The sequence below is a fragment of the Rhodococcus sp. CH91 genome (genome assembly GCF_022554085.1).
Taxonomy (GTDB): Bacteria; Actinomycetota; Actinomycetes; order Mycobacteriales; family Mycobacteriaceae; genus Rhodococcus.
On the sequence record NZ_JAKFYR010000003.1, the window covers coordinates 417,308 to 438,871 of the forward strand.

General features: G+C 68.1%; 24 protein-coding genes. 12 read left to right on the top strand and 12 right to left on the bottom strand.

What is annotated here, in order from left to right; all coding sequences use genetic code 11:
- Positions 1–14 precede the first annotated feature (14 nt).
- Complete coding sequence (locus MOM01_RS08595; protein ID WP_241384980.1) at positions 15–824, top strand: alpha/beta fold hydrolase; 810 nt, start codon at positions 15–17, stop codon at positions 822–824.
- Here MOM01_RS08595 and MOM01_RS08600 read toward each other — a convergent pair.
- Both MOM01_RS08600 and MOM01_RS08605 read right to left on the bottom strand, forming a co-directional pair.
- Positions 821–1,432, bottom strand: coding sequence for a TetR family transcriptional regulator (locus MOM01_RS08600; RefSeq protein WP_241384981.1), 612 nt, complete (start codon positions 1,430–1,432; stop codon positions 821–823). The genes MOM01_RS08595 and MOM01_RS08600 overlap by 4 nt on opposite strands.
- A gap of 332 nt (positions 1,433–1,764) precedes the next feature.
- The gene (locus MOM01_RS08605) at positions 1,765–2,991 is read right to left on the bottom strand and encodes an acyl-CoA dehydrogenase family protein (protein ID WP_241384982.1); all 1,227 of its coding nucleotides are present in this window, start codon (positions 2,989–2,991) and stop codon (positions 1,765–1,767) included.
- Between the two features lie 131 nt (positions 2,992–3,122).
- Between MOM01_RS08605 and MOM01_RS08610 the strand changes: the two genes are divergently transcribed.
- Positions 3,123–4,238: an energy-coupling factor ABC transporter permease gene (locus tag MOM01_RS08610; RefSeq protein ID WP_241384983.1), complete on the top strand. Its 1,116-nt coding sequence runs from the start codon at positions 3,123–3,125 to the stop codon at positions 4,236–4,238.
- A 24-nt stretch (positions 4,239–4,262) separates the two neighbouring features.
- Here MOM01_RS08610 and MOM01_RS08615 read toward each other — a convergent pair whose 3' ends face one another.
- Positions 4,263–4,913, bottom strand: a complete 651-nt coding sequence (locus MOM01_RS08615) for a TetR/AcrR family transcriptional regulator (RefSeq protein WP_374112284.1) — start codon at positions 4,911–4,913, stop codon at positions 4,263–4,265.
- A 76-nt stretch (positions 4,914–4,989) separates the two neighbouring features.
- Between MOM01_RS08615 and MOM01_RS23420 the strand changes: the two genes are divergently transcribed.
- The 6 genes from MOM01_RS23420 (at position 4,990) to MOM01_RS08640 (ending at position 9,420) form a co-directional block, all read left to right on the top strand.
- Positions 4,990–5,037, top strand: coding sequence for a hypothetical protein (locus MOM01_RS23420; RefSeq protein WP_374112286.1), 48 nt, complete (start codon positions 4,990–4,992; stop codon positions 5,035–5,037).
- A 110-nt stretch (positions 5,038–5,147) separates the two neighbouring features.
- A complete protein-coding gene (locus MOM01_RS08620; RefSeq protein WP_241384984.1) occupies positions 5,148–5,663 on the top strand; it encodes a DUF4242 domain-containing protein in 516 nt (171 codons plus the stop codon).
- A gap of 4 nt (positions 5,664–5,667) precedes the next feature.
- Positions 5,668–6,717 (top strand): acyl-CoA/acyl-ACP dehydrogenase, encoded by a 1,050-nt coding sequence (locus MOM01_RS08625; protein ID WP_241384985.1) that lies wholly within the window; start codon positions 5,668–5,670, stop codon positions 6,715–6,717.
- A complete protein-coding gene (locus MOM01_RS08630; RefSeq protein ID WP_241384986.1) occupies positions 6,693–7,433 on the top strand; it encodes an ABC transporter ATP-binding protein in 741 nt (246 codons plus the stop codon). Before MOM01_RS08625 ends, MOM01_RS08630 begins: the two co-directional genes overlap by 25 nt.
- Entirely contained in the window at positions 7,430–8,602 is a 1,173-nt protein-coding gene (locus tag MOM01_RS08635) for an ABC transporter substrate-binding protein (protein ID WP_241384987.1), read from the top strand. The genes MOM01_RS08630 and MOM01_RS08635 overlap by 4 nt, the downstream gene beginning before the upstream one ends.
- Complete coding sequence (locus MOM01_RS08640) at positions 8,599–9,420, top strand: ABC transporter permease (protein ID WP_441347285.1); 822 nt, start codon at positions 8,599–8,601, stop codon at positions 9,418–9,420. The genes MOM01_RS08635 and MOM01_RS08640 overlap by 4 nt, the downstream gene beginning before the upstream one ends.
- On the opposite strand, the gene MOM01_RS08645 is transcribed toward MOM01_RS08640, so the two are convergent.
- Genes MOM01_RS08645 through MOM01_RS08660 form a run of 4 tightly spaced genes read right to left on the bottom strand, consistent with a single transcriptional unit; the run spans position 9,421 to position 13,223 of the window.
- Positions 9,421–9,900, bottom strand: coding sequence for a nitroreductase family deazaflavin-dependent oxidoreductase (locus tag MOM01_RS08645; RefSeq protein WP_241384988.1), 480 nt, complete (start codon positions 9,898–9,900; stop codon positions 9,421–9,423).
- 2 nt (positions 9,901–9,902) lie between these two features.
- Positions 9,903–10,775, bottom strand: coding sequence for an alpha/beta fold hydrolase (locus MOM01_RS08650; RefSeq protein ID WP_241384989.1), 873 nt, complete (start codon positions 10,773–10,775; stop codon positions 9,903–9,905).
- Positions 10,765–11,406, bottom strand: coding sequence for a TetR/AcrR family transcriptional regulator (locus tag MOM01_RS08655; protein ID WP_241384990.1), 642 nt, complete (start codon positions 11,404–11,406; stop codon positions 10,765–10,767). The genes MOM01_RS08650 and MOM01_RS08655 overlap by 11 nt, the downstream gene beginning before the upstream one ends.
- Complete coding sequence (locus MOM01_RS08660) at positions 11,403–13,223, bottom strand: N-acyl-D-amino-acid deacylase family protein (protein WP_241384991.1); 1,821 nt, start codon at positions 13,221–13,223, stop codon at positions 11,403–11,405. Before MOM01_RS08660 ends, MOM01_RS08655 begins: the two co-directional genes overlap by 4 nt.
- A 72-nt stretch (positions 13,224–13,295) precedes the next feature.
- Between MOM01_RS08660 and MOM01_RS08665 the strand changes: the two genes are divergently transcribed.
- Both MOM01_RS08665 and MOM01_RS08670 read left to right on the top strand, forming a co-directional pair.
- Positions 13,296–14,357, top strand: coding sequence for an alanine racemase (locus MOM01_RS08665; RefSeq protein ID WP_241384992.1), 1,062 nt, complete (start codon positions 13,296–13,298; stop codon positions 14,355–14,357).
- Positions 14,357–15,469, top strand: coding sequence for a PQQ-dependent sugar dehydrogenase (locus tag MOM01_RS08670; protein ID WP_241385130.1), 1,113 nt, complete (start codon positions 14,357–14,359; stop codon positions 15,467–15,469). Before MOM01_RS08665 ends, MOM01_RS08670 begins: the two co-directional genes overlap by 1 nt.
- A 4-nt stretch (positions 15,470–15,473) precedes the next feature.
- Here the strand turns inward: MOM01_RS08670 and MOM01_RS08675 are convergent, their stop codons facing one another.
- Genes MOM01_RS08675 through MOM01_RS08685 form a run of 3 tightly spaced genes read right to left on the bottom strand, consistent with a single transcriptional unit; the run spans position 15,474 to position 17,892 of the window.
- A complete protein-coding gene (locus MOM01_RS08675) occupies positions 15,474–15,926 on the bottom strand; it encodes a MaoC family dehydratase (protein WP_241384993.1) in 453 nt (150 codons plus the stop codon).
- Positions 15,927–15,967: 41 nt separating this feature from the next.
- On the bottom strand, positions 15,968–16,714 hold the full coding sequence (locus MOM01_RS08680) for a GntR family transcriptional regulator (RefSeq protein ID WP_241384994.1): 747 nt from the start codon (positions 16,712–16,714) through the stop codon (positions 15,968–15,970).
- 26 nt (positions 16,715–16,740) lie between these two features.
- Positions 16,741–17,892 carry an acyl-CoA dehydrogenase family protein gene (locus MOM01_RS08685; protein ID WP_241384995.1) on the bottom strand — a complete coding sequence of 384 codons (1,152 nt, stop codon included), beginning with the start codon at positions 17,890–17,892 and terminating at the stop codon, positions 16,741–16,743.
- A gap of 223 nt (positions 17,893–18,115) precedes the next feature.
- Here MOM01_RS08685 and MOM01_RS08690 point away from each other — a divergent pair, with 223 nt between their 5' ends.
- Complete coding sequence (locus tag MOM01_RS08690) at positions 18,116–18,967, top strand: HpcH/HpaI aldolase/citrate lyase family protein (protein WP_241384996.1); 852 nt, start codon at positions 18,116–18,118, stop codon at positions 18,965–18,967.
- A 5-nt stretch (positions 18,968–18,972) separates the two neighbouring features.
- On the top strand, positions 18,973–19,968 hold the full coding sequence (locus MOM01_RS08695; RefSeq protein ID WP_241384997.1) for a MaoC family dehydratase: 996 nt from the start codon (positions 18,973–18,975) through the stop codon (positions 19,966–19,968).
- 25 nt (positions 19,969–19,993) lie between these two features.
- Here MOM01_RS08695 and MOM01_RS08700 read toward each other — a convergent pair whose 3' ends face one another.
- Together MOM01_RS08700 and MOM01_RS08705 are read right to left on the bottom strand one after the other, a co-directional pair.
- Positions 19,994–20,407 (bottom strand): DNA-binding protein, encoded by a 414-nt coding sequence (locus tag MOM01_RS08700; protein WP_241384998.1) that lies wholly within the window; start codon positions 20,405–20,407, stop codon positions 19,994–19,996.
- Positions 20,408–20,464: 57 nt separating this feature from the next.
- Positions 20,465–21,514, bottom strand: a complete 1,050-nt coding sequence (locus MOM01_RS08705; protein WP_241384999.1) for an enoyl-CoA hydratase/isomerase family protein — start codon at positions 21,512–21,514, stop codon at positions 20,465–20,467.
- Positions 21,515–21,564 lie beyond the last annotated feature (50 nt).

Below are 21,564 nucleotides of genomic sequence, written 5' to 3' on the forward strand. Positions count from 1 at the left end.
GACATACTGCAGGAATGAGCCATGCGACGAATCCCGCCGACGGTACCCGGATCAGATTCTCCACGGCAGGCGAGGAACACCTGCCGGCCGTACTGCTCGTCCACGGCAGCGCGTTGTCGTCGGCGGTCTGGCGCGCGTCCGGCTACGTGAAGGCGCTGAGCCGGGACTTCTGGGTGATCATGCCCGACCTGCGCGGACACGGCCGGAGCGACGCCCCGCACGACGAGGACGCCTACGCGATGGACGGGATCGTCGGAGATCTGCTCGCCGTCCTCGATGCGGCGAAGGCGAGCCGGGTGCACTACGTCGGGTACTCCTTCGGCGCCCGCGCCGGCCTTGCACTCGCCGTCGCCGCCCCCGAACGTCTGGCGAGCCTGACGCTTCTCGGTGGAAGCGCTCGGCCCCAGCACGGAGCGATGGATGCGATGTTCTTCCCCGGCACCGTCGACGTGCTCGAACGCGACGGCATGGAGGGCTTCCTCGAAGCGTGGGAACAGCGGCGCCGCAGACCGGTCGATCCGGCGACACGCGCGGCGTTCCTGAAGAACGACGCGCATGCCCTGGCAGCCTATTTCCGCCGCTCGGATCGGGAACCGGGCATCGACGACCGCCTGCTCGCCGGCATCGACGTGCCCGTACTCGCCCTCGTCGGGTCCGAGGATCGCCTCCGTGTGGAGGACACCCGCGCGCTGTCGCGCACCGTGCCCGGTGCGCGACTCGCGATCCTGCGCGGCGTGGACCACGCCGAGACCGTGCCGGCAGCACTACCTGCGGTCGAGGCCTTCCTCGGGGCTCATACCCGTTCGGGCGCGCCCCACGGTTAGACCGGAACGAACTGCTCCCGGGGAGCCGCCGCCGGACCGACCCGGGGTATCGGAACCGTCGGAGGGGATGCCGCCTCCTGCGAGCCCGTCGCGTTCCCGGAAGCCGGTGGCTGCTCCACGCGGGTGCCCGGCTGCGACCGCGCCGCCGCCGATGCTTCGGCGAGCAGCGCCGTCACCGAGCGCTTCATGACCTCGATGGCCTCCGGCACCGACAACCTCAGCACGTCCCGCAGCGATACCCACATCGGCCAGGTCGTCGACACCCCGAGGAGATTCTCGACGTGCACGCGGACGGTGTCGTCGACCCCTTCGAATCGGTCGCCGAACAATGCCCTGATCTCGTATCTGGCGCGTTCGAGATAGCGCAGCCGGTTACGCTGCAACTCGCGCGAGAACGGCGCGCGGATCTCGGACGAACGCGCGAACGGCGCGATGAATTCGAGCAATTCGGCTCGCTGTCGACAGTACGCATCTATCCGTTCTTCGAGCGGCAAGGACGGATCGATCGGCTCGTACGCGTCGTCCTGGCGCCGCATCAACTCGGCGCCCGTAGCCGCGAACAACGTCTCGAGATCTCCGAAATGCCCCCACAGGGACCGGAGCGACACTCCGGCACGCGAGGCTACCTGCGCCCCTGTGGGTTTGAGCTCACCTGCGCGGATGAGCGCAATGTGGGCTTCTATCACGGCCTGTCGTGTGCGCTCTGCGCGAGCGCTCCTGCCGTCGGTCGCTACCGGCGCCTGTTCGACGCCGTCCCTTCGTTCCGCGTACATCGCTCCCCCGATTTCCGCTCGTTTCCCCTATGGAACCGGTCACTCCCCTCGTCGGTGACCGGCACAACTTTTCTTACGCCGAAGAATAGTCGACACACAGGACGAATTGTCATCCCCGTCCGGGAAATGTCCTATTTGCGCAATTCCGACGACGCTGTGCAGGGCGTTTACTGTGCCAGCAGCCCCTTCGCGATATGTGTCACCTGAATTTCGTTGCTCCCCGCATAGATCATCAGTGATTTCGCATCGCGGGCGAGTTGTTCCACGCGATATTCCGCCATGTATCCGTTTCCACCGAACAACTGCACCGCCTCCATCGCCACCTCGGTTGCCGCCCGTGAGGAGTACAGCTTCATCGCCGAGGCCTCCGACAGGCTCACCGGCTTGCCCTCCTGCGCCCGCTCGATGGCACTGAAGACCATGTTCCGCACGTTGACCCGGGCGATCTCCATCTCGGCGAGCTTGAGCTGGATCAGCTGGAACTGCGCGATCTCGCGGCCCCACAGTTTCCGCGACTTCGCATATTCGGTACACAGCTTCAGGCACTGCTCGATGATGCCCAGGGAGAGATACGCGATGCCGATGCGCTCGGCGGCGAACGACTCCCGTGCGCTGTCCTTGCCGTCGCTGCGGCCGCCCTCCTCGGTCTCCCCGAGCAGCCGGTCGGGGGTCAGACGCACGTTGTCGAAGAACAACTCACCCGTGGGCGAGGAGTTCATGCCCATCTTCTTGAACGGCGGGCTCTGGGTGAGTCCCTCCATGCCCTTGTCCAGCACGAACGCGAGCACCTTGCGGTCCCGGCGATCGACGGAGGAATCACCCTCGTCGAGCTTCGCGTACACGATGATCACATCGGCGTACGGTCCGTTGGTGATGAAGGTCTTCTGGCCGTTGAGGATGTAGTCGTCCCCGCCGCGGCGCACCGTGGTCTTCATTCCACCGAAGGCGTCGGATCCGGAATCGGGTTCGGTGATGGCCCACGCGCCGACCTTCTCGAAGGTCACCAGTTCCGGCAGCCAGCGTTTCTTCTGCGCGAGGGTTCCACGGCTGCGGATCGTGCCCGCCGTCAGGCCGAGGCTCACGCCGAGCGAGGCGATGAGGCCGAGACTCACACCTGCGATCTCGATGTTGAGCAGGGCTCCCATCCCCGGCGACCCACCCGTACCCCCGGTGGAACCCGAACTCTTCTCTCCACGTTCTTCTTTCGCGAGAGCACGCTCGAGCGACTCGCGAGCCATCTCGTCGATGCCGAACGTCGAGTACAACTTGCGGATGATGTCGTACGGCGGCAATTCTCCCGATTCGAGACTGTCGACGTGCGGACGGATTTCCTTCTCGATGAAACCGCGTAGTGCATCGCGGAACATGAGGTCTGTGTCGGACCACTCGTACATGAAGTGAAGATAGAACAGGTGCCCGCGACCGACCCCCCTTTCGTCCCACTGTGCATGCGAAAACGCTTCACGCCGCGTCGGCCGGTACTAGCCTTCGCCGCAGAACACTCCGCCGGCGGGAGGCATCGCAGATGGTCGATACGAGCGGGTTCGCAGGCACGGACGTCCTGGCCCTGCACATGGGCGACGGTCTGATCTCCGACCGCGCCTCCGCCTGGTTCTTCGTCATCGCCGTGATCGGCGTGAGCATCGCCGTCTGGTATGCCCGCGGTGACCTGAACAAGCGGACGGTGCCCACGGCCGCGGCGGTCTGCGCTCTGCTGTTCGCGCTCCGGACGGTCGACGTACCGGTGCTTCCGGATGTCAGCGGCCACGTCGTCGGGGGTGCACTGGCGGCGATCCTGCTCGGCCCCTTCGTGGGCGCCGTCGCATTGACGATCGTCCTCGTGGTGCAGGCATTCGTCTTCGCCGACGGAGGCCTGTCCGCTCTGGGGGCGAACATCACCAATATGGTGCTGGTGGCCGTCGCAGCAGGTTTCCTGGTCGCCGCGGCCCTGCGGGCGCTGTGCGAGCACCGCGGTCTGCCGCCCTTCCTCACCCTCGGCCTGGTCTCCTTCGTCGGCGGTGTCGTCTCCGTTCTCGCAGCGGTGACCGGTTTCGTCGTCGAGTACGCCCTCAGCGGCACCACCACAGTGCCCGTGTCGAACATCGGGTTCCTCTACGCCACGCACATCCCGGTCGGCGTGATCGAAGGAGCGGTGACGGCCGTCGTCGTACTCGCCGTCGCGCGGGTCTCCCCGGAGTCCGTCCACCTCACGCGGCTCCCGGCCAACCCGCTCGATGCGGAGGCACCCCCGGCTCCCCCCTCACGTCCGCGGTCACCCGGCAGGCTGTTCGCAGGACTCGCCTTCACCTCGCTCGCGGTGGCGGGAATCCTGGCGCCCCTCGCGGTGGACACTCCCGGCGCTCTCGAGGTCGCCACCACGCGCGGATGCGAGATCGATGCGCTCGCCGAGGAGGTCACGGGCGAGTGCATGGCACGCGACGTGGAAGAACACCGGCTCTCGGACAGCGCGCTCGCCGGTTACACGATCGACGGGCGTCCCGGCTCGACGGGGGTGGCCGCCGTGCTCGGCACGCTCGGCACCTTCGTGCTCGCGAGCGTGTGCTTCCGGGCTCTCGTCCCTCGGCCCGCGAGGACTGCAGCCACGGCATCGAACAACCGGCGGACCACGACTGCCGGCTGAACCCGCCGGGGCGATCCGGCGGAATCAGCGCGGAAGATGCGACTCCACGATCTCCCGGGCCATCTCCCGGCCGAGACGGATGGGCTCGACGGAATGCTCGAACTTGCTTCCCGCGAGGGCGCCGTCGTAGATCAGCTGCACCCTCCGGGCCAGGGCGTCGGCGTCCGTCACACCGGCCGATCCGAGCAACTCGGTCAGTACCGAGTGCAGCCATCTGCGGTGCGCGAGCACCGGCTCGAGCGGATCCTGAGGGAATTCTGTTGCAGCATTGGCATATTGGCACCCCCGGAAGTTCTTGCGCGGCGCGGAGAGCAGCGCGAGATCGAAGAAGGTGAGGATCTCGGCGACCGGATCGTCGATCCCTTCGACAGCGGCGTACCAGCCCTGCCGGTCGCGCTTGTCGAGGTCGTCGAGATAGGCGAGCACGAGTGCATCCTTCGACCCGTACGACGAGTACAGACTCGCGCGCGCCACGCCGGCCTCCGCAAGGATGCGGTCGATCCCCACCGCGCGGATGCCGTGTTCGGCGAACAGGGCACGCGCGGTGTCCAGCAGACGGCGAGCGGGCGAGGGTTTCGCCGTGTCGCCCGGGGATGCCGTGCTGCTCGGGGGCTCGGAAGCGCCTGCTTCGGGGGTCTCGGCGAACGTACGCACGCCTCCCAGGGTAGCGGACATGCCCCGATAGACAGACCGGTCTATTCACAGGTACGGTGGGCCTGTGACGCACAGCCTTCTCACTCGCCGCCTGCACGTGGATCTCGTGCGGGTCGCGACTGCTGCGTGTCGTTCCCACCGCTGACCGGCCCATCTGCTTGCGCCTGCCGTAGCAGCACCCGCCGCTGCGCACACTGCGCCCTGCCGCGTCCGGACCGGTCACAGTCCCAGCCCGCTTTCCCGGAAGGTGACCCCATGTCGCTGTATCTCTACGAACTCGTGCCCGCCGAAGGCCAGGCCGAGGCCGCCATCAAGGCTTTCGACGACGCCGTCGTCGCCGCCGGCGGTGAACTCATCGAATCGCAGGTGACCACCGGCGGCGCGCGGGTGTTCGCCATCGCCGAATTCGACGCGTGCCGCGCGGCACAGCTCGAAGCCGCCTCCCTCGACGTCGCAGAGATCTTGGGCCCCAACGAGGTTCGTCTCGTCGGCGCCGATCTCGAGCAGATCAAGGCCACCCGCCCGGAGGCCGGCTATCTCGTCGAGTGGGACATCCCGGACAGCATCGACATGGACACCTATCTCGCCCGCAAGAAGGCGAACTCGCCCAAATACGCCGACGTCCCCGAGGTGAGCTTCCTGCGCACCTACGTCCGCGAGGACATGGACAAGTGCCTGTGCTTCTACAACGCCCCCGACGAGGCAGCGGTCGTCCGCGCCCGCGAGGTCGTCAGCACGCCCATCGACCGTCTCCACTCTCTCGAAGGATAAGTAGATGACCGCGGCCATCGAACGAACCGGCGAGGAGCAACGCGCCGTGATCGCAGCATTCGTGCGCGATCGCGCGGCTGCCCTCGATCGGGGTGAGACCGACATCCGCACCGATCTCGCGCAGATCGGTGAGGCGGGCCTGCTCCGCAAGGGACTCGGCGGAGAGTGTCTCGACGAGATGGTCGCGGTCGTCGACGAGGTCGCCGCCGAGTCGCTGACGGTCGGCTTCTCGCTGTGGGCCCAGCGCATGGCGCTCGAATACATCGATCGCGCACCGCAATCCCTGCGCGATCGTTATCGGGACGATCTCGCGTCCGGACGCACGATCGGCGTGACCGCCATGGCCGCGGCGCTCAAGCACCTCGCCGGCCTGGGCGAGCTTCCGCTGCTCGCAGAACGTACGGACGACGGCATCACGGTGACCGGCCCGATCCATTGGGCGTCCAACGTCTTCCCGGACTCGGTGATCGTCTTCCCCGCACGCACCGCGGAGGGCGATCGCCTCGTCGCCGTGGTGCGCGCCGACGCCGAGGGCATCACCATCGCCGACCCGCCCGAACTGCTCGCGCTGGGCGCCACGTCGTCGACCTCGCTGACGTTCGACGGCGTCCGAATCCCCCGGTCGCACATCCTCACCGAGAATCTCACCGGTTTCTGCGGCACCATCCGGCCCACCTTCATGATGCTGCAGACATCCTTCTGCGTCGGTGTCGCACGCGCGTCGCTCACCGAGGCGGCAACCCGCATGCACGGCTTGGGTGAACAGTTCGCCGGTGAGTACGAGGAACTGTCGGCCCGATACGACTCGCTGCGCGAACGGCTCTACCGTTTCGCCGCCGACCCCGCTCCGATCCCTCCGGCGGACTTCATCCGCCTGCGACTCGACGGCTCGGTCGTCGCAGTCGCCGCGACCCGCCTCGAGGCCACTCTGCGCGGTGGTGCCGGTTACGCTTCTGCGAGCGCCACCAACCGCCGGTTCCGCGAGGCGGCCTTCCTGCCCATTCAGTCTCCGTCGGAAGGACAGCTTCGGTGGGAACTGTCGCAGTACGAATAACGAACGGATACAAGAGCTTCGCCGGACGGCGCACAGCCGTCCTGCGCGGCGTCGACCTCGACATCGCGACCGGTGAGTTCCTCGTCGTACTCGGCAGCAGCGGGAGCGGCAAGTCGACCCTGCTCCGGATCGTCGCGGGGCTCGACCACCTCGACCGCGGCTCCGTCGACTGGCCCGACACCGCCGGCGACAACCGTCCGCACACCGGAATGGTGTTCCAGCAACCGTTCCTGATGCCGTGGTTGACGGTGCGCGAGAACATCGGTTTCGGTGGACGTTTCGCCGCCCACCGAGACGGGTTCGACACCGCCTACGCCGAGTCGCTGCTCGAGCGCTTCGGCCTCTCCTCGCTGGCGGGCTACTATCCCGATCAACTCTCCGGTGGACAGGCCCAGCGCATCGCCGTGATCCGCGCGGTCGCGGTCCGCCCACGGCTGCTGCTGCTCGACGAACCGTTCAGCGCCCTCGACCCGGCCACCCGATCCGACCTGCGTTCGTGGCTCGGTGAACTCGCGCGCGATCTCGGTTTCACGACGGTCCTGGTCACGCACGACATCGACGAGGCACTCGAACTGGGCGACCGGATCGCGTTGTTCGGGCAATCAGGCGTGGTGCAGCAGGAGTGGTCGATCGGCGACATGTCGGCGCTCGACCGCGCCGCCCTGCGTCCGGAGATCCTCGCGCACTACCGCGATTCGTCGCTGTCCACGACATGACCGAGCCCGGTCTGTTCAGCCGCCGTACCTTGATGCGCGGCGCACTCGGCCTCGCAGCCGTCGGTGGTGTCGCCGGAGTCGTCGATCTCGGCCGCACCGCGACGGCCGACCGCACCAACCGGACGGGCCAACTGCGCATCGGCTATCTGCCGATCACCGACGCTGCACCGCTTCTCGTCGCGCACGGTTCGGGCCTCTACCCGGACGACGTGGTCGACTCCGCCCAGCCGGTGCTCTTCCGCAGTTGGGCGTCGCTCGCCGAGGCGTTCGTCAGCCGGCGCGTGGACGTCGTCCACCTGCTCATGCCGATGGCCGTTCAGTTGCGTTACAGCCTCGGCAGTTCCGTGCGGATCCTCGGATGGAACCACACCAACGGTTCCGCGCTGACCGTCGCGCCGCACATCACCGATCTCGGCGACCTCGCCGGACAGCAGGTGGCGATCCCGTTCTGGTGGTCGATCCACAACATCGCGCTGCAGCAAGTGCTGCGGGCACACGGACTGACGCCGGTCGTGCGCGAGGCACCGTCGAAGTCCGCCCGCACCGTGGGACTCGTGGTGATGGGGCCGTCCGACATGATTCCGGCCCTGGCGAACGGGTCGATCGCCGGGTTCACGGTGGCCGACCCGTTCAACGCAGCCGCAGAGATCCGCGGAGTGGGCCGGATCCACCGGTTCCTCGGCGACGTCTGGCGCGACCACGCGTGCTGCGCGCTGCTCGTGCACGAGGAGCTGATCGAGCGGGACCCGGTCGCAGTGCAGTCCCTGACCGATTCGGTCGTCGCCGCGCAGGTGCAGATCGGGGCCGACCGCCCCGCCGCGGCCGGGCTGCTGTCCTCCCGCTACCTGCCGCAGCCCTTGCCCGCGATCACGAACGCGCTCACCTATCCCGGCCGGGATGCAGGAACGCGCCACCCGCAGTGGCAACCGCAGCGCATCGGCTACCAGCCGTTCCCCTTTCCCAGCTTCACTGCTGCGCTGGTCGAGGCGATGCACGAGACCGTCGTCGACGGCGACACCCGCTTCCTGGCGCGCCTCGATCCCGCGACGGTCCACGCAGATCTCGTCGACGATCGTTTCGTCCGCACGTCCCTCACCCGCGTCGAGGGCACCCACGCCTTCGGCCTTCCCACCGATCTCACCCGCACAGAGGAGGTCGATCCCTCGTGAGCGCACCGACCAGCACCGCGCCTGCCTCGGCTCGCGCCGGCCTGCGACTGCCCTTCCTGCCCCAGACCGTCGCCGTCGCCGTCGCTGTCGCGCTGTGGTGGCTCGTCACGACGGTGCTCGTCGCGCCCGACTCGCTCGTGCGGGACTTCGCACCGCAGTACGTGTTCCCGGCGATCGTCGACCTGTTCGCGCGGGGCGTCCTGCTACCCGACACCCTGGCGAGCCTGTGGCGTCTGCTGGTGGGTTTGCTCATCGCGGCAACCCTCGGCATTCCTCTCGGGCTGCTGATCGGACTCAACCCTCTGGTCGAACGCGCGACGATGCCCATCATGCAGTTCCTGCGGATGATCTCGCCGTTGTCGTGGGCACCGATCGCGGTGGCACTGTTCGGGATCGGTCACCAGCCGGTGTTCTTCCTGATCGCCGCGGCGGCGATCTGGCCGATCGTGATCAACACCGCTGCCGGTGTGCACGGTATCGACCAGGGCTACCTGATGGTCGCGCGGTCGTTCGGCGCGACCCGCCTCGAACTGCTCACCACCGTCGTGCTGCCCGCCATCCGGGCTCAGGTGCAGACGGGTCTGCGGGTCGGCCTCGGTATCGCGTGGGTCGTGCTCGTGCCCGCCGAGATGCTCGGTGTGCGTTCCGGTCTCGGCTATCAGATCCTCAACGCCCGCGACCAGCTGGCCTACGACCAGGTCATGGCCGTGATCGTCGTGATCGGCTTCCTCGGATTCTGGCTCGACTGGGCGGCGCGGCATCTGTTGCGCGAACGCCGCACGCCGGTGAGCGTGGAGGACGCCGACCGGCCTCTCTGATCACCGATCGGGGATCGCGGGGCACAACACGAACACGGGGAGAACCCGGTCGGTGCGCTCGGCGTAGAGCGCGTAATTGGGCCAGGTGCGCAGCAGCACCTGCCACAGCCGCTCGCGTTCCTCGTCTTCCGAGATCCGCACCGACACCGGATACTCGTGACCGTCGTAGAGCACCTCGGCCCGGTCGGTCGCGCTCAGGTTGACAGCCCAGGACGGCGCTTTCGGATGCCCCCAGTTGGATCCGACCACGAGCCATCCTCCTTCGTGCGGCACGCACAGCAGGGGTGTGGAGCGCGGCTCTCCGCTCTTCCGGCCCTCCACCGTGAGCACCAGCGACGGCAGGCCCGCGATCGCGAGCAGGGTCACCTTACCGCGGGTGACGCGCTGGATGGTCTTGTCCAGCGCGATGATCGGCCGGGACCATCGCGGCAGCCACGGCAATGCTCCGATACGGACGGCGACCGGTCGGAGCGGATTCATCGCTATCTCCCCCAAGCTCCCAGCAGCGTGCGCACTGCGGCGACGACGGCGAGCGGTTGATCGATCATCGGATGGTGTCCCGACGCGGGAAGCGTCACCAGAAGAGCATCCGGACCGAGCTGCCCCGCGATCCGCTCGAACAACGCATCGTCGATGATGCCGTTCTCGCAACGGAAGTAGGCGACAGCGCATCCCGGATTCATCACCTCGAGGCTACGGCGTCCCTCACGTCCCATCCGGAGATTGTCGAATTTCCACGACCATCCACCCTCGACCTGCTTCAGCGCCCCGCGGGCGATGTGCTCGAGCACATAGGGTTCCGCGTCGGCCTGGGGCGGCACGAGCCGGAAGCGCGCGACGGCGCTCTCGACCGAGGGGTACACCTTGGGCGGCCCGGCATTCGCGACGGCCTTCGCCCGCAGTTCGAGTTCTTCGGGGGTCATGTCGCGGATCGGCGAGTCGATGATGGCCACCCCGGCCAGTCTGTCGCCGTGCAGGGAGGACGCCGCGAACGAGACGATGCCACCCATGCTGTGGCCGATCAGCACGGGCGGACCGCTGATACCGCCGGCCTCGGCCGCGGTGATGGCCTCCTCTGCCCACGCGTCCAGGGTGTAGTGATCCCGGTGATCGCTGTCGCCGTGCCCGCTCAGATCCAGAGCGACCACGCGACGGCCGAGGGCGAGCTGGGGACCGATGTGATCCCACCATCCCGAATGCGCCATGCCGCCGTGAACCAGAACGACGCCGTGCCGGCCGGATTCTCCCCACGCGCGGTAGGCGATGCTCGCGCCCTCCACCTCGACCTTCCCGGTCTCGACGGGTGCTTCGAGGGCGTCGACGAACCACTGGGGAGCGGATTCGTTATTGCTCATCGCTCGAACCTATGCCAGGTGTGACGTTCGCCAACATCCGGGCCACCAGTTCTATCCGCTGTTCCTCGAGCTCCGGTTGCGGGTGCACGGTCCACGCGAGGGCCTCACCGTCGAACATGTGGACGAGGGAGAGCAGGAGGGTGTCGAAGACGTCGGCTGGGAACCGACCTGCCACCGGCAGCGACCTGCCGAAATCGACGATCTGCGCGTGGTACCGCTCCGCCATCGGCGCCAGCCGTTCGCGCAGCGCGGGGTCGGTGCGGGCCGCGCCGAGCAGTTCGTACCAGGCGGCGTTCATCGGTGCCCGGCAGGCGGTGCGCAGCAGTTCCAGACATATCCGTACCGAGCCGGCGTCGTCGTCCCACTCGGCGCCGAGTACCTCGAGTCCCGCCGAGAAGTTCGCGAACTGGCGGGTGCGCACGGCGTCACCTGCCGCGACCATCAGGTCGAGTCTCGTCGGGAAGTGCCGGAACACCCCGCCGGACGACACCCCGGAGCGGCGGCACACCTCCCCGATGGTGGTCGCGGTGTAGCCGAGTTCGGCGAGAGAAGCGATGGTGGCGTCGAGGATGCGACCCACCGTCTCCGCTTTACGTTCCTGTTGGGTACGGCGAGCGGCCGGAGCGCTCATGCGACGGCTTCACCCGCCGATTCCCTGGCCGGGACGGGCCCACGTTCCTCCACTCCGGCCCGCAGGAACCTGCCGGTGCCGACCGAGCGCCCGTAACCGGGAACGAACTCGCCCTCACGGAAGACCACCGTGCCCGCGACCGCCGTCGCCACCACCGCGCGATCGTTGCGGTTGACCATCCGGCGGATGCCGCCGAACTCCTCGAGCGGCGCCTCGTGATAGGCGTCGACGTCGTCGTTCAATCCGGCCGGGTCGACCACCACGAAGTCGGCGCGATCTCCCACCCGCAGATATCCGGCGTCGATCCCGTAGAAATCGCCGAGTTCGCCGGTCAGTTTGCGCACGGCCTCGGACACCGTGAGGAACGGCGTGCCTTTCCGTTCCGCGTCGTGGACGCGACGGAGCAGGCAGACGGCGAAGTTGTAGAAGGCCATGTTCCGCAGGTGGGCGCCGGCATCCGAGAATCCGACGGTGACGCCGGGGGTGCGGATGAGGCGGTCGGCGACCTTCGATCGATCGTTGGCGATGACGGTGTGCCACCGGAACGTGCGGCCGTACTCGACGACGAGGTCGAGGAAGGTGTCGACAGGATGCAGCTTCCTCTCGCGCGCGACGTCGCCGATCGAGCGGCCGACGAGCGAGCCGTCGGGACATTCGACGATGCGGGTGTCGTCGAAGTCGCGGTGCCATACGCGGGGGGAGAACTTCTTCTCGAAGTCCTGCCGGAACCAGCGACGGTAGGCCTCGTCGCGGAGCAGGTCGTTGCGGGCGAGTTCGTCCTGCAGATGCAGGGCGGCGCGGCCCGATCCGAACTCCTCGAAGACGACGAGATCGATACCGTCGGAGTACACCTCGAAGGTCGTGGGCAGATGCTGCCAGCGGAAGGCACCCTTGCCGATACGGTTGGCCGCGAACGCGATCGGACCGAAGATGCGGTTGACCCAGCGCTCGGCCTTGGTGTCGGCCGCGGCGAGCACCGATGCCTTCATCGGCTTGCGCCCGATGCCCGTGCTCGCGAGCGCGAAGAAGGCCACGTCGTACTTGGTGTTCAGGTTCGGTACGGCCTGGAGGGTACGGCCGCGTCGGCGCAGGATCTTGTGCAGGCGGCGGAATTCGGACCAGGAAGCATGGGTCGACGGCAGTGTCCGCGAGCGATAACGGTCACCGTCCATCTTGTCCCACGGATTCGTCATGGTCGAGACACCGAGGAAGCCGGCGTCGAGGGCGTCCTCGACCCGCGCGTCGATGTCGGCGAGTTCGGCACGGGTCGGGCGGTTCGCCGACTCCGTGGAGCGGCCGAGCCCCATCACCGATGCCCGGACATCCGAATGGCCGACGAAGGCGGTCACGTTCGGCCCCAGCGGCAGTCTGTTCACTGCATCGATGTACTCGCGGGGCGTGGTCCACGTCTTCGACTTCTCGAGTGCCGTGAGCACGTGTTCGCGCGGGAGCGCCTCGACGCGGCTGAACAGGTCGGCGGCGTCCACGGGTGGCACGAACACCGTCGAGATCGAGCAGTTGCCCATGAGCACCGTGGTGACGCCGTGCCGGACCGATTCGGGCAGGCCGGGCCCGACCAGCACCTCGGCGTCGTAGTGGGTGTGGGTGTCGACGAAGCCGGGCATCACCCACCGCCCGTGCGCGTCGACGACCTCGGTGTCCGGGCCTGCCGGCAGTTCGTCGGGGCTCGCGGTGACGACGACCCCGTCGCGTATACCGAGATCGCGGACGACGCCCGGCGCGCCCGTCCCGTCGAACCAGAGGCCGCCCCGGACGACGACGTCGAAATCCCCGGAATTGTGATCCACACCACTCATGCGGCGAGGGTAACACGAAAAAGAGGTCGCGCACTCTCCAAATTTCCGCCTGCGACGGTCTACGGTTCGGCCATGGATCTCGACACCACGCCGGCACTGCTCGTCGACCGCGACATCCTCGACCGCAACATCGCACGGATGGCCGAGTCCGCCCGGGCGAGGGGCATGTCGCTGCGCCCGCACGCGAAGACCCACAAGTGCCTCGAGATCGCCCGGCGCCAGCTCGACGCGGGAGCCCGGGGCCTGACGGTCGCAACCGTCGCCGAAGCGGAGGTCTTCGCCGAGGCGGGGGTCGACGACCTGTTCGTCGCGTATCCGCTGTGGGTCGATGCCGCCCGTGGCGCCCGCCTGCGCGCGCTGGCCGCCCGGGTCCGTCTCACGGTGGGGATCGACTCCGGGACCGGCGCCCGGAATCTCGTCGAACACGCGGGAACGGGAATCGGCGTGCTCGTCGAGGTCGACAGCGGTCACCACCGCACCGGGGTGCCGCCCGAGCAGGCGGGTGCCGTGGCGGCAGCCGCGCACGAGGCCGGCCTCGACATGCTCGGCGTCTTCACCTTTCCCGGCCACTCGTATGCACCCGGCGCTCCGGCCGGCGCCGCCCGCGACGAGTCCGACGCACTCGCAGCCGCCGCCGCCTCGGTGCGCGCAACGGGGATCGAACCCTCCGTCGTCAGTGGCGGGTCCTCCCCCACAGCTCTTCTCGAGGTGCCCACGGTCACAACCGAACTGCGCCCCGGGGTCTATGTCTTCGGCGATGCCCAGCAACTCGAACTGAATACCGTCACCGAGAACGAGATCGCCCTGACGGCCGCGGCCACCGTCGTCTCGGCGCGGGACGATCTCGTCGTGCTCGACGCCGGGTCCAAAGTGCTCGGCGCCGACCGGGCAGCCTGGGCAACCGGTTACGGACGGATCCTCGGCGAACCCGACGCGCGGATCACCGCGCTGTCGGAACACCACGCCACGGTGTACTGGCCCGATCCCTCGACCCGACCCGGCCTGGGCCACCGGGTGCGGGTGATTCCCAATCACGTATGCAATGCCGTGAACCTCGCGGACGAGTTGATCGTGATCTCCGAGGGCGCGGTGGTGGACACTTGGCGGGTGGCCGCGCGAGGATGTACCACGTGATGCGCCGGCATCTGGCCTGTCTGACCGCGGCGGTGGTGCTGCCGATGAGTGCCTGCACGTCCGGACCGACGGCATCCGACATGCCGTCCGCATCCGGCACCGAGACCCGCACGGCCGCACCCACCTCGATCACGTCCGCTGCGGTCGGGGCGCCGCAGGTGACCGGCACCGTGGCGTCCGGCCTCGACACACCGTGGGGCATCGCATTCCTCCCGGACGGCTCCGCCCTCGTCACCGAACGCAACACCGGCCGGATTCTCGAGATCGCCGACGGCGCGGTCCGCGAGGTGGGTCGTGTGGACGACACTCTCGCGCAGGGCGAGTCCGGGCTCCTGGGCATCGCCGTGTCGCCGACATTCGACACCGATCGCTTCGTGTACCTGTACGTCACCACCGAGAACGACAACCGGATACTGCGAGCGGCTTTCGACGGAGATTCCCTCTCGGCACCGGAGGTGATCCTCGACGGCATTCCGGCGGGCAGGATCCACGACGGCGGGCGGATGGTCTTCGGCCCCGACAGGATGCTGTACGTCGCGACCGGGGAGGCCGGCGAGCGCGAACTCGCCCAGGATCCGGATTCGCTGGGCGGGAAGATCCTGCGTATCACCGGAGAAGGCGAACCGGCACCGGGCAACCCCGACGCTGCCTCGCCGGTCTTCTCACTCGGTCACCGCAACGTGCAGGGCCTCGCATTCGACGACCGTGGCCGGTTGTGGGCGTCGGAGTTCGGGCAGAACGACGTCGACGAACTGAATCTCGTGACGGCCGGCGCGAACTACGGCTGGCCCGTGGTGGAAGGCGCCGGTGGCTCCGGCGAATTCGTCGATCCGGTGCTCACCTGGCCGGTCTCGGAGGCGTCCCCGTCCGGGCTCGCGTGGTTCGGCGGCGGCCTGTGGATGGCCGGTCTCCGCGGGGAACGCTTGTGGCGCATCGGCGTCGACGAGGACGGGTCGGCGACGGCGACCGACTTCCTCGCCGGGGAATACGGAAGGTTGCGGACCGTCGCCGCCGCACCGGACGGCTCGCTGTGGCTGACGACGTCCAATCGGGACGGTCGCGGCAGCCCCGCCGACGACGACGATCGCATCCTCCGGATCGAGATCTCCTGACGGATCAGGGAACGAGTACGACCACCGTCTCGGCGACGAGCGCCGGACGTTCCGAGCCCTCGATCTCGACGGTGTAACCGACGACGAGATTCGCTCCCTTCGCGGTGCGCTCGAGCGACTTGAATTCGGCGGCGGCGCGGATCCTCGAACCGACGGGCACCGGCGCGGGGAAGCGCACCTTGTTGCTGCCGTAGTTGACCTTCATCTTCACACCTTCGAGCGAGAAGATCGACGCGCCGAGCACCGGCAGCAACGACAGCGTCAGATAGCCGTGGGCGATGGTCGTGCCGTACGGGCCGTCCTTCGCGCGCTCGGGATCCACGTGGATCCACTGGTGGTCGCCGGTGGCCTCGGCGAACAGGTTCACCCGGTCCTGGCCGATCTCGAGCCAGTCGCTGCGGCCGATCTGCTCGCCCACTGCCTTCTCGACTTCGTCGATCCCGTTGAAAACACGCATTGTTGCTCCTGTGATGTGTGGCCGTGCAGGTGTGGCGGCGGTCAGCGACCGGCTCGCCGGAGAGTGACGCGATAGGTGTAGTGCTCGGGCAGAAAGTAACTCACCGACAGCTCCGTGGGTACCCCTGCTTCGTTCGAATACAACCGGTCGACGCGCAGCAGAGGGTGCCCCACCGCGCAATCGAGTTCCCGTGCGACCTGTTCGGTTGCGGCCGCGACCGTGATCGACTGCGCGGCTTCGACGATGGGGCTGTCGAGATGGGGTTCGAGCAGTCCGATCACCGTGTTCCGGCTCGACGCGCCGGCGCGGAGTTCGGGCGCGTCGAGTACGTGCGCGGCGACCCGGTCGGGCAGATGGATCGTCGTGAGCACGAACGGGATTCCGTCGTGCACGCGTCGCAGCACCACCGTGTACAGCAAGTCGGTGTCGAGCCGGAGACGGCTGGCGGCGTCGATGTCCACCCCGCGTCGCAGCGGTGAGACGATCTGCATGAGGGTGTCGGCCGACAGGGCTAGCAGATCCTCGATCGAGCCGAGTTGGCGTCGATAGCGCCGGCCCGCCTCGTTCGCGAAGGTCCCCCTCCCGGGGACCCGGTAGACGATGCCGTCGACCACGAGGTCCTGGAACGCGCGACGCACCGTCTGCCGGCTCACGCCGTGCTCTTCGGCGAGTTCGGCTTCCGTGGGCAGGCGCGTGCCGTCACTGTAGTGACCCGCGTCCACGGCGTCGCGGAGCCGGCGCGCGAGTTGCGCGTAGGCCGGTTCCGTCTCCCGCACCTTGTCGTCCACGACGGACCGATCCTGACGGCCGGCCGTCACAGCCCGCCGCGTGCGACGAGCTGACTCGCGATGACATTGCGCTGGATCTCGTTCGTGCCCTCACCGACGATCATCAGCGGCGCGTCGCGGAAGTACCGTTCGACGTCGTATTCGGTGGAGTAGCCGTATCCACCGTGGATGCGCACCGCGTTCAGGGCGATCTCCATCGCGACCTCCGAGCAGTACAGCTTCGCCATGCCGGCTTCCATGTCGCAGCGTTCACCGCTGTCGTACTTCTCCGCCGCGTACCGCGTCAGCTGCCGCGCCGCGGTGAGCTTGGTGGCCATCTCCGCCAGATAGTTGCCGATCGACTGGTGCTTCCAGATCGGCTGACCGAAACTCTCACGCTGCTGGGCGTACGCGAGCGAATCTTCGAGCGCCGCGGCCGCGACACCGAGCGCACGCGAGGCCACCTGCAGCCGTCCCGTCTCGAGCCCCTTCATCATGTGCCCGAAGCCCTTGCCCGGCTCCCCACCGAGGATCGCGTCGGCGGAGATGCGGTAGCCGTCGAAGCTCAGCTCGCACGATTCGACGCCCTTGTAGCCGAGCTTGGGCAGATCACGCGAGACGGTCAGACCCGGGCCGTGCTCGACGAGGACCACGGAGATGCCCTTGTGACGCGGCTGGGCGGTGGGATCGGTCTTGCACAGCAGGGCGATCAGCCCCGAGCGGCGCGCGTTGGTGATCCACGTCTTCGCGCCGTTGATCACCAGCTCGTCCCCGTCGCGCTTGGCGGTGGTCGTCATCGCCTGCAGGTCCGAGCCCCCACCGGGCTCGGTCAGCGCCATCGTCGCCCGGATCTCGCCGGTCGCGAGCCTGGGCAGATAGGTGCTCTTCTGCTCCTCGGTACCGAACAGGGTCAGCAGTTTCGCCACGACGGTGTGCCCACCCATCGCACCCGACAGCGACATCCATCCGCGGGCGAGTTCCTCCGTGACCTGCACGTAGCACGGCATCGACACCGGGGACCCGCCGTATTCCTCCGGCACGGCGAGCCCGTAGATGCCGATCTGCTTCATCTGCTCGATCCACTTCTCCGGGTACTCGTTCGCGTGCTCGACCTCCTGCACCGACGGCTTGACCTCCCGATCGATGAAGTCGCGGACGGTCTTGACGAGAAAAGTCTCTTCGTCGTTCAGGTGGGTCACGGGGCGGTCCTCCGCTCGGAACGGGCCACACGGACCCGGAAACTTTGTACGGCCATTTTGTGGACGGGATCCACGCCTTGTCAATGCAGGAACCTCCATTCGCCGCAACGATTTCAGAGTTTCCGTCGATCCGGGCGACTACGGCTGCCTATAGGTGGCAACCGGTCGGGAATGGCCGTACATTCAGCGCCGTCATTGCCGACCGAACTCCACGAGGTCCTCCGTGTCTTCCGAGCAACACCCCCGCCGGCGCGCCGTTCTCGTCGCCCCCGGCTCCGACGAACGCAAAGCCGGCAAGGCTCTCGCCTCCGCCGCCGACGAAGTGGTCCTCGACCTCGAGGACGCCGTCACCGCGGCGCAGAAGGACGCCGCCCGCGAGCTCGTGGCGTCCCTGGTCCGCCGGCACGGCGGTGAGCGGACCGTCTCGGTGCGCATCAACGGGCGTGGCACCGTCTGGTTCGAGGACGACCTGCGCGCCTGCGCCGCACTCGCCGGTGACCTCGCCTCGATCGTGATCCCCAAGGTCGAGAGCGTCGCCGACCTCGTCGAGGCCGATCGCATCCTCGGAACGGATGCGCCGGTCCCGGTGCAGGCACTCATCGAGACCCCGTCGGGGGTTCAGCGCATCGACGAGATCGTCACGGGGCCGAGGATGGCCGGGGTGATCATCGGCTACGCCGATCTCGGTGCCGCTCTGGGCCGCGCCTCCACCGCCGCACCCGAGCACTGGCTGTACGTGCAGGACCGCGTGCTGCACGCAGCTCGTGCCGCCGGAGTGCAAGCCGTCGACGGGCCGTTCCTCGGCATCGCCGACGACGACGCCTTCCGCCGCTCGGCGCAGTGGGTCGCCGATCTCGGATTCGACGGCAAGTGGGTCATCCATCCCGCACAGATCACCTCTGCGGCTTCGGCATTCACCCCGACCGGCGACCAGGTGGAGGCCGCGCGGAAAGTGCTGGCCGCGCTCGAGGAAGCCGAGTGCCGCGGCGCCGGGGCCGCTCAGCTCGACGGCCGGATGCTCGACGAGGCCGTCGCCGTCGCCGCCCGCCGTATCCTGTCGAAGATCGGAGCCTGAGAACAATGACCACCTCGTACGTCGGCGGACCGTATTTCGACGAACTGACCGTCGGGCAGGTCTTCGACACCGCCCCCGCCGTGACGCTCACGGAGGGTCTCGCCGCAGTGCACCAGAGCATTCTCGGTGACCGCCTGCGACTTCCGCTCGACAAGCATCTCTCGGTCGCTGTCGCGGGCGGGCCCGTCGCCCACGCCGGCTTCGTCACCGACATCGCCATCGGCCAGTCCACCCTCGTCACCCATCACGTCAAGGCCAATCTCTTCTACCGCGGCCTGCGCTTCCGCCGCTTCCCGCACATCGGCGACACGCTCTACACCACCACCGAAGTGGTGGGGCTGAAGGAGAATTCGGCCAAGTCCGGTCGCAGGCCCACCGGTCTCGCCGCGCTGCGCGTGAACACCGTCGACCAGGACGGCAACACCGTCCTCGACTTCTACCGCTGCGCGATGCTGCCGCTGAGCGAGAACCCCGATCCGAACCGCGTCGTGCACTCGGACGACCTGTCGGCCATCGGCCCGCAGGACGAACCTCAGTGGACAGCGCCCGCGGACTGGGATCTGGGCGTCTACCGGTCGAAGGTGCCGGGTGCACACTTCGATCCGGCCCTCACCGGCGCCGTGCTGCGGTTCAGCGGCGACGTCGTCTCGAGCGCACCGGAACTCGCGCGCCTGAGCCTGAACATCGCGGCGACGCATCACGACGAGCGGGTCGGCGCGTCGGGTCGTCTCGTCTACGGCGGCCACACCATCGGCCTGGCGTTCTCCCAGGCGACGCGCGCCCTGCCGAACCTCGTGACGGTGCTGGGCTGGAAGTCGTGTGACCATACCGGCCCGGTGCAGGAAGGCGACACCCTCACCAGCGACCTGCACGTCGAATCCGCGGAGCCGCTCGCCGGGAGTGGAGGTGTGCTGAACCTGCGATCGCTCGTCTACGCGAATCGCGGTGGCACCGAACCGGAACCCGTGCTGGACTGGCGGTTCACCGCACTCATGGCCTGAGAGACATCCGGCGCCGGGATCGCCGTCACGTGTCGACTCGCTCGACCAGACGCTCGTAGCGCTGTCGCGCCGCCTGGGCGCTTCCCAGACCGAGCCCGAATGCGATCTGCTGCCAGGTCATCCCGCGTTCACGGGCGATGCGCAGCATCAGCGCCTCGAGTTGGTCCATCTCGGCGCGCGCTTTCGGGACGAGCCCCAGCGCGGCGACCACGTCGGCGTCGTCGACCTCCGGTTCGTCGGGCTCCGGAGTGTGCACACCGCCGGCCAGCGCGGCGACGATACGGACGGCACCCAGCGGGTCGAGCATCTCCGGATGCGCTTGGCGGGCGCGTCGTTCCGGGGTGCTGCCGTGCCGTTCGGTGATACGGAACAATCCCGCGTACTCGCGGTGTGCACGTTCGCGACTCGGGTTCGGTGGGGTGAAACCTTCCTCGGACATGACTCCAGGGTGGCCTGTGAACATTCTGTTGTCAACAGAATGTTCACAGATGGAGGCTCATCCTTCCCGGATCTCGTCCACCAGCCCCCACTCGAGTGCGCGCGAGACGTCGAGGGGCGCGGCGGTGACGAACAGGTGCAGCGAGCGCCATCTGCCGATCCGCCGCGGGATGCTGACCGTGCCGCCGGCTCCCGGGACGAGCCCCATCGAGACCTCGGGAAGACGGAAGACGGTACCGGGAGCGGCGACCACCCGTCCCGCGAAAGCCGGGATCTCGATGCCCGCTCCGATGCAGTGACCGTGCAACCGCGCCTCGATGCGGTCGGCGAGACGCGCGACGAGTCGGCCCGCTCCCCCACGGGTACGAACGAGATGCGCGAGCGTGATGTCGGGAGTGCGTCCGAATTCGTCCAGGTCGCCGCCCGCACAGAACGACGAGCCCGCGCCGTCGAGCATCACCCGGTCGATGCTGTCGTCGAGCAATGCGAGACGCAGTGCGTCCACGAGGGCGTCACGCAGCACCGTGCCGTAGGCGTTGCGGCGCTCGGGACGGTTGAGGGTGATCCGCAGACTGTCACCCTCCCGTGCGACCAGCACCGGTTCGTCGGCCGGCGGCGGCAGGGGACGCGGCCCGCGGTCGGCGAGCCAGGCAGCGAATTCCGGCCCTCCCTGCAGGGTCGAATAGGCGAACGACTCCACATCGATCGCTTCGGCCACCGGGAGCGTCGCCGAGGCACGCACGACCTGGCGGGCGACGAGCGCGGCCTGCGGATTCCGCTCGACGGCCTCGGCGAATTCTGCGATGCCCGCATCCGGGTCCGATACCTCCACCACGCCGCGGGACGGAGCCACACGCGCGTAGGTGAGATCGAGGGCATCGATCAACGGATGCAGGTCGGCACGGATCTCACGGGTCGCGCGGCCGACCAGAATCCGGTCGGTCAGTGACGCCTGCTCGACCGCAACCTCGACGTTCTCGGTGTCGTCGTCGAGATCCACGACGATCATCGGCCGGACCGCGACACCGCCGTCACCCAGAAGAGGCTCCCCTGCCGCACCCCTCGCGAGTTCCGCAACAGAAAGGGTGGCCACTCGTGCCGTATCCATATGGTCCGTCCTTGTACTCTTCCAAGCCCCATCCGGCACGGAATGTAACA